Origin of the sequence: Mycetohabitans endofungorum (assembly GCF_002927045.1) — a bacterium.
GTDB lineage: Bacteria > Pseudomonadota > Gammaproteobacteria > Burkholderiales > Burkholderiaceae > Mycetohabitans > Mycetohabitans endofungorum.
The window spans coordinates 1-1,622 of the sequence record NZ_PRDW01000057.1 but is presented as its reverse complement, the minus strand read 5'-3'; the positions used below and the strand labels follow the sequence as shown (position 1 = coordinate 1,622).

At 53.3% G+C, this 1,622-nt stretch carries 1 protein-coding gene; it reads right to left on the bottom strand.

What is annotated here, in order from left to right:
• Nucleotides 1-1,607 (bottom strand): condensation domain-containing protein (locus B0O95_RS15140; RefSeq protein ID WP_233203455.1); only part of this gene is annotated, 1,607 nt, incomplete at its 3' end.
• Nucleotides 1,608-1,622: the final 15 nt, after the last annotated feature.

The following is a 1,622-nucleotide window of genomic DNA, read 5'->3' as shown; positions in this document are numbered from 1 at the left end:
TGCGCCTCAAACAACTGAACCAGCGTTGCTTCAGGCATCGCGCGCTCGGTCGCATTCCATTCAACTAGCAGCTGCTGCCGCTCCGCCGCCTCAAGCAACTCGATACCCCCAATCGGCTGCCCGGGGTCCTGCGCTATCGCTTCGAGTAGACGGTTGAAACGCCGCATTAACTGCTCAACGGTCTTGTTATTGAACAGGTCGCAGCGATAGCCTAGATGGAATGACAGTCGTGCACCAGGAGCAACAACCAAACTCAGCGAGTAATGCGTAGTATCGCTGCCGCTAAGTTTCGTCAACTGTAGGCCGCCTGTAGTCGTTTGCAAAGCCTGCCAATTAACTGGATAGTTTTCAAATACTATTAAAGTATCAAATAACTCTCCTAATCCAGTAAGACGCTGAATATCGGATAGGGCCAGATACTGATACTCGACCAACTGGGTTTGCTGATCTTGAATAGCAGTTAGCAAATCTGCGATCGGCTGTTTTGGACTGGCTTGCAGTCTTAACGGTAGCGTGTTGATCAACAAACCTATCATATGCTCAACGCCAGGCAGTTCTGGCGGGCGTCCAGACACCGTTACGCCAAAGACCACATCATCGCGCGCTGTCAAATGACTTAGCAAAAGACCCCAAGCGCCTTGTATTAACGTGTTCAATGTCAAGCGATGCTGGCGGGCTTGCTGCGTCAACGCATACGTTAGTGATTCGGGCAAATCCCAGTTCAACGTTTGTTGCCGAACTAACGACTTAAGTTGTGCCGGCGCCAATCGGGTAGCCTCATCTAGGCCCGCCAACGCAGATTGCCAAGCATGTTTGGCCGCAGCGTAATCGCGGCCTTTGAGCCAAATTAAATAATCACGGTAAGGCGCCACGCGCGGCAACGTGCGCCCACTACCGCTGTTCGCATACAATTCGAACATCTCTTGGACAAAAAGTAGCCCTGACCAACCGTCCATTAGAATATGGTGACATGTCAAAACAAGCCGATGGCGGCACGCCGTAAGACGAATCAAACTGAAACGCAGTGATGGTGATTGACGGAGTTCAAAGCGGCGTGAGCCGTCCTCTTGCAAAAAGCGCGCACATTCAGCTTCTTGAGCAGCATCGCTCAATCCGCTTAGATCAAGTTCCTGCCAAGGCAGCTGTACATCACGGGCAATAACCTGCACCGGCTCATCCAGCCCCTGGTACACAAAGCTGGCCCGCAAGTTGGCATGGCGTTGCAGCAAAGTCTGACAGGCATGACGCAGCGCTTGGCCGTCTACGGCGCCTTCCAAATCAAGCACCAATTGCGTTACATAAGCATCCGCCGATTGCGGATCATACAATGCGTGAAACAGCAGGCCCTTTTGCAATGGAGAAAGCGGCCAAATCTCCTCGATCTCGGGTTGCTCGGCTTCCAACTGCTCAATCTGCTCTTGATTGAGCTTGACAAGCGGCACGTCCGACGGTGTCAAACCGCCCACATGTGGCTGCGCGGCGTAGGCAACCAGCGCTTCTAGGGCTTGGAACCACGTCTGTGCCAGTTCTTGGATCTGCTCGGCGGTAAATAGCGCGCCAGCCCAAGTCCAGTTGGCCACCAACTCGGGTCCATCGGTACCGTCCATGGTCATCGCATTGAG